Source organism: Pseudomonas protegens (assembly GCF_003732485.1).
In the GTDB taxonomy this organism is placed as follows: domain Bacteria; phylum Pseudomonadota; class Gammaproteobacteria; order Pseudomonadales; family Pseudomonadaceae; genus Aquipseudomonas; species Aquipseudomonas protegens_B.
On record NZ_MOAK01000049.1, the window covers coordinates 60290 to 65759 of the forward strand.

The following is a 5470-nucleotide window of genomic DNA, read 5'->3' on the forward strand; positions in this document are numbered from 1 at the left end:
GCGCACCGAATCCTGGAAGTGCAGGGTGGCGAAGTCTTCCTTGCATCCGGCTAGCGAGAGCAGCAGGGGCAACAGCAGCAGATAGCGACGTTTCATGGCGGACTCTTGCAGGGCATCGACGGGGGCAGGGTTCGTGGCATGGGCGAGCGGTGAAGGTGGCAGTCGGGCCGCCGGTGCGTCACAGGGCCAGGCGATGCCCGTTGAGGCCGATGACCACGGCGAACTTCTTGGCGATCACCACTTCGGCCTGGTTGCTGCCGGCCAGGAAGCTGTCCATCGGATAGGGGAATTTCACAGGAATACCGGCGATCGACACGTGTTTTATCGACTGGACCTGCAGTTCCAGCCCGTCGCTCGCGGTGCCGCCGCTAATCAGATAGACACTGTCGCTGATCGGCTCGTAGGACATGCCGCCGCTGCCCTGGATACGTTGCAGGCTGGCGGTCTGTTTGGCCAGTTCGTCCAGTTCGGCCTGGGTAATGGTGCGATGCGGTTTACCGTGCAGGCGCAGGTCCTGCAGGTTCATCCGGTACTTGGCGCGGCGGCTCAGGTAGATGATGGCCGACACCAAGGTGATGACGCCCAAAGCCAGGGTGACCAGGGTGAGGAACAGGTTCATGCGCATCCTTGCAGGTACTGGAAATCAGGGTTGCGCATTATCCGTATCCACTGCCGACGGGTCCATGCGCAATCTTGTGTTTGGCGCTTTTCTGCACGACGGCCGAGGCGTTGGTCGAAGCTCATGAGTCCGTCGCAATCGCTCACACACTGCTCGGCAAGCCCGTTCGTTGGCTGTCTAGGCTTGAAGCACGTGAGCACCGCTGGTCTGACCGCGGGTATAGCATCTTGAGATATCTAATGCTCGCATCTAACGTCAATAGCATTATGCGATAGGGACATTGCATGCACATCATCACCGCAAAACGTATCCGGCAGGCCAAGGAGCAATGGCTGCAAGTCGCGCGGGCACTGGATACCTGGTACCGCAAGGCCAAAGGCGCCAGGCCGGCTGATTTCGCCGACATGAAGGCCTTGTTCCCGGCGCTAGATAAGGTCGGACGCTTTCACGTTTTCGACATTGGCGGCAACAAACCGAGGCTGATCGCAATCGTGCGCTATGGGGGGCAGCGCCTCTATATCAGGCATGTGCTGGATCACGGTGAGTACGACAAGGGGCTATGGAAGGAGGAATCACAATGAGTCTTCAGGTTAAGCAAGCGGCGGAGCACTGGCAGTTCGTTGCGCCCATATTGCGCAAGCCCAAGAGCGAGGCCGATTACGACGCGCTGGCCCTGGCACTCGATGAGCTGTTGGACATCATGGGCGAAGATGAATCGCACCCACTGGCTTCGCTGGTGGACATCATTGGTGACTGGATCGAGGCCTACGACGAAGAGCACCATCCGATGCCGGCGGTCAGCGCAGTGGAGGTTCTACGTTCGTTGATGGGTGAACATGGCCTGACTCAAAGCGACCTGCCTGGGGTGGGCGCGCAATCGGTGGTGTCGGAAGTGCTCAGCGGCAAGCGCCAGCTCAACCTGCGGCAGATCCGCTGGCTGGCCGAGCGCTTCAAGGTGTCGATGGAGACCTTCGCCTGACTCAGGACGAGCAGCTGATTTCCAGGTGCTTGCCCCACTCAGGAGGACGCTCGGCATAGCCTTGCATGCCCTCTTGCTCCTCAAAAGGCCGGCTCAGCACTTGATGCAGGCGACGCACTTCTGAGTAATCGCCTGACTCGGCGGCGTCGATGGCCTTCTGCGCCAGATAGTTGCGCAGGATGTACAGCGGGTTGACCGCGTGCATGCGCTCCCGGCGCAGGTCCTGGCACTGGAGCGGATCGCGGGCGACCCGTTGCCGATATTGTTCGGCCCAGGCATCGAAGCCGATGCGGTCGACGAAATCGTCCCGCAACCGGGCCAGCGCCGGGTCCGGCGCATCGTCCCCCAGGCGGCGGAAGAACAGGCTGTAGTCGACGCCGCTGTTCTGCATCAGTTGCAGCAGGCGTTCCACCAACCGCTGATCGTCGTCCTCGGCCTGGGTGAAGCCCAGGCGCCGGCGCATCAGGTCCAGGTAATGGGCCTGGTACAACGGCAGGAACAGGCCCAGGGTTTCGCGCAGCGCCTCGACGCTGATGTACGGCGTCAGGGCCTGGGCCAGGGCGCTGAGGTTCCACTGGCCGATGGGCACCTGGTTGCTGAAGGAGTAGCGGCCCTGGTCATCGGAATGGTTGCAGATGAAGTGGGCGTCGAAATCGTCGAGGAAGGCGAAGGGGCCGAAGTCGAAGGTAATGCCCAGGATCGACATGTTGTCGGTGTTCATCACTCCATGGCAGAAGCCGTAGGCCTGCCATTTGGCGATCAGCTCGGCGTTGCGCTCGACGATCTCGCGAAACATCGCCAGGTAGGGTTCCGGTTGTTCCAGGCACTCGGGGAAATGCAGGGCCAGGACATGTTCCCCCAGCTGCTTATGCTGCTCGGGTTTCTTGGTGTAGTAGAAATATTCGAAATGTCCGAAGCGGATATGGCTCTGCGCCAGGCGCAGGACCATCGCCCCGCGTTCCTGTTTCTCACGCCAGACCGGGGTGTCCGAGCCGATCACGCACAGGGCGCGGCTGCTGGGGATGCCCAGGGCGTGCAGGGCTTCGGACGCGAGGAACTCGCGGATTGACGAGCGCAGTACCGCCCGACCATCGCCCATGCGGGAATACGGCGTCTGGCCGGCACCCTTCAAGTGCAGGTCCCAGTGTTCACCCGCCTGGTTGTAGACCTCGCCCAACAGCAGCCCGCGGCCGTCGCCCAGCTGCGGGTTGTAGGAACCGAACTGATGCCCGGAATAGACCATCGCCCGGGGTTCGGCCTCGGCCCATAGCTTGTGCCCGCCGAACAGTTCGGCGAATACCGGGCTTTCGGCCACGGCGGGGTCCAGGTCCAGCAGCGCCATGGCGTCAGGGCTGGCCGCCACCAGTCTTGGGTTGTCGAGGGGGTCGGGCAGTACGTGGGTCGAGAAGGCGTCGCCCAGGCGAGCGAAGCGGTTGTCGAAGGTCAGTTCGTCGAGGGCTTTCAACGGCCATCTCCCAGCAGAATGTCCGAGCATTCTGCTAGGGATAGAGGCCTTAGTCGAGTTTGCTCGGCGGCGGTTCCTGCAGCGGCTTGCCCTCGGGCACCGGGACTATGGTCTTGGCCTCCGGCTCGATGGGCACCATCTTGTATTCCTGGCCGTGGAGGTTTTTCAGGTAGACCTCCATCTGCCGGAAGGAGATGTTGATGTGCTGTTTCTTGAACTCGCGGTTGATGAAGCGGTTGACCTCGTCCACCACCGGGTTGCGGTCCCCCAGTTCGCGAACGTGCATGCGCAGTTCGTGGTCCAGGGTGCTTTCGCCGAAGTTGAGGAAGTACACGTGGGGTTCCGGCTCCTTGAGCACCCGCGGGTTGTCCCGGGCCGCCTTGAGCAGCAGCTCCTTGACCAGGTCCAGGTCCGAGCCGTAGTCGACCCCGAGCTTGAGAGTCACCCGGGTCACGGTGTCGGTCAGGGACCAGTTGATCAGTTGCCCGGTGATGAAGGTCTGGTTGGGGACGATGATGTCCTTGCGGTCGAAGTCGGTGATGGTGGTAGCGCGGATGCGGATCTTGCTCACCGTGCCCGACAGGTTGCCGATGGTGATGGTGTCGCCGATGCGCACCGGCCGCTCGAACAGGATGATGATGCCGGAGATGAAGTTGGCGAAGATCGCCTGCATGCCGAAACCCAGGCCCACGGACAAGGCCGCCACCAGCCACTGCAGCTTGTCCCAGCTGACCCCGAGGGTGGCCAGGGTGGAGACGAAGCCGATCCCGGCGATGGCATAGGACAGCAGGGTGGTGGTGGCGTAGGCACTGCCCTGGGCCAGATTCAGCTTGGACAGCACCAGCACTTCCAGCAGGCCGGGCAGGTTGCGCGCCAGGGCAAAGGTGATACCGACAATGATCAGCGCGCCAATCATGTCGCCGATGCTGATGGGCACCATGCTCATGTTGGCGCCGGTGCCGCTGGTGTATTCGTAGAGGGTGACGTTGTCCAGGTAGGAGAACACGGTGATCAGGTCTGCCCAGACCCAGTACAGCGCGGCGATGAAACCGCCCAGCAGGGCCAGGCGGATCAGGCGCAGGGACTGTTCGTTGACCTTCTCGATGTCCATGGTCGGTTCTTCGACCACCGCATCGCCGCTTTCCCCCGCCTCCTTGGCGGCCTGGCGCTTGCTCAGGGCCCGCTGGTAGGCCAGGCGTCGAGCGGCGACGCTGAGGCCGCGGACGAAGGTGGCCTCGATCACCAGCCAGAACATCAGCAGGTAGAGGGTGTTGATCAAGCGGTCGCTGAGTTTCAGTGCGGTGTAGTAGTAGCCGAAGCACACGGCAATGAACAAGGCGATCGGCAGCAGGGTGAACAGCAGTCCCACTGCCTTGCGGAACAGCGAGGCGTTCTCGTGGGTCGGGCTGCTCAACAGCAGACGGCTCAACAGCCAGGCCATCAATCCATAGCAGGTCAGCACCACGGCAATGCCCAGGACATCCTCGGCCAGGGCCGCAGGCTGGTGTTCGGCGACCGCCACCACGGCCACCAGCGCCAGAACCACCAGTCCCAGGCGGCGGATCCAGGCCTGAAGGAATTCCACCTGGGGTTTCTCCCAGCGGAAATGCAGCTCGGCCACGCCGCCGGGGGCGAGGATTCGATAGGCGGTATAGAACACCAGCCAGGCCTGGGCGATCTGCAGCAGCGCCGCGCCGAGGTTGGCGTTCTGCCCCCGGGCATCGATCTGCAGGGCATAGCCGCACAGCGCCAGGGCCAGGGTGACCGGCATCGCCAGGAGAATGTTCACCAGGATCGCCAGGGGCGTGTGCCACTGACTGTCGCGTTTGAAGTGGCCGATGTCCTTGTGCACCTTGTTCAGGCGCGCATAGAGGTTCTTGCGTCGCCACAGCAGGGCACCGATCAACAGCGCCAGGGGCAGGAACAGCAACGGCCGCTGGGCCAGGCCGTCGGTCAGTTCACTGAGGCTGGAAGCCCAGGGCAGGGTGGTGACCTGTTTCTCCAGGCGCTGAGGGATTTCCTGCAGCCACTCGGCGTCCAGGGGCTTGTTGCTGGGAATCCAGAACATCTGCTCGTCGAGGGTCGCCCGCAGGCTCTGGGACGTGCTCCACAGCTGTTTCTGGTTCAGTTGCAGGGTGATGGATTCATTGAGCAGGGCGCTGAGCTCGCGGTTCAGACGCTCCAGCAGGTCGGCGCGGGTCATGGCCAGGTCGATCAGGGTCCGTCGCAGTTGCGGCGTGACCTGCTCGGCGGGCTGGGTCTTGAGCAGGTTGTCGACGTAGCCGCTGGGGCTGCTGAGCAGTTCCCGCTGCTGGTTGATCTCGAACTGGTAGAGACGGATATCGGCGATTTCGTCCGCCAGGTCGCGGTCCAGTTTCAGGCGCGGCAGGGCCTGCTTCTTCTTTTA

General features: G+C 62.7%; 4 protein-coding genes and 1 pseudogene. 2 read left to right on the plus strand and 3 right to left on the minus strand.

Annotation, left to right across the window (positions count from 1 at the left end; genetic code table 11):
* Nucleotides 1-178 precede the first annotated feature (178 nt).
* Nucleotides 179-619, minus strand: coding sequence for an IgaA/UmoB family intracellular growth attenuator (locus tag BLX41_RS12330; protein ID WP_123725095.1), 441 nt, complete (start codon nt 617-619; stop codon nt 179-181).
* Between the two features lie 284 nt (nt 620-903).
* Between BLX41_RS12330 and BLX41_RS12335 the strand changes: the two genes are divergently transcribed.
* Nucleotides 904-1200, plus strand: a complete 297-nt coding sequence (locus BLX41_RS12335; protein ID WP_123725096.1) for a type II toxin-antitoxin system HigB family toxin — start codon at nt 904-906, stop codon at nt 1198-1200.
* Entirely contained in the window at nt 1197-1598 is a 402-nt protein-coding gene (locus BLX41_RS12340) for a helix-turn-helix domain-containing protein (RefSeq protein WP_123725097.1), read from the plus strand. The genes BLX41_RS12335 and BLX41_RS12340 overlap by 4 nt, the downstream gene beginning before the upstream one ends.
* Nucleotide 1599: 1 nt before the next feature.
* On the opposite strand, the gene selO is transcribed toward BLX41_RS12340, so the two are convergent.
* Together selO and mscK are read right to left on the minus strand one after the other, a co-directional pair.
* The gene (gene selO, locus BLX41_RS12345; protein WP_123725098.1) at nt 1600-3063 is read right to left on the minus strand and encodes a protein adenylyltransferase SelO; all 1464 of its coding nucleotides are present in this window, start codon (nt 3061-3063) and stop codon (nt 1600-1602) included.
* Between the two features lie 49 nt (nt 3064-3112).
* Nucleotides 3113-5470: pseudogene (gene mscK / locus BLX41_RS12350) on the minus strand (mechanosensitive channel MscK); the annotation flags it as partial.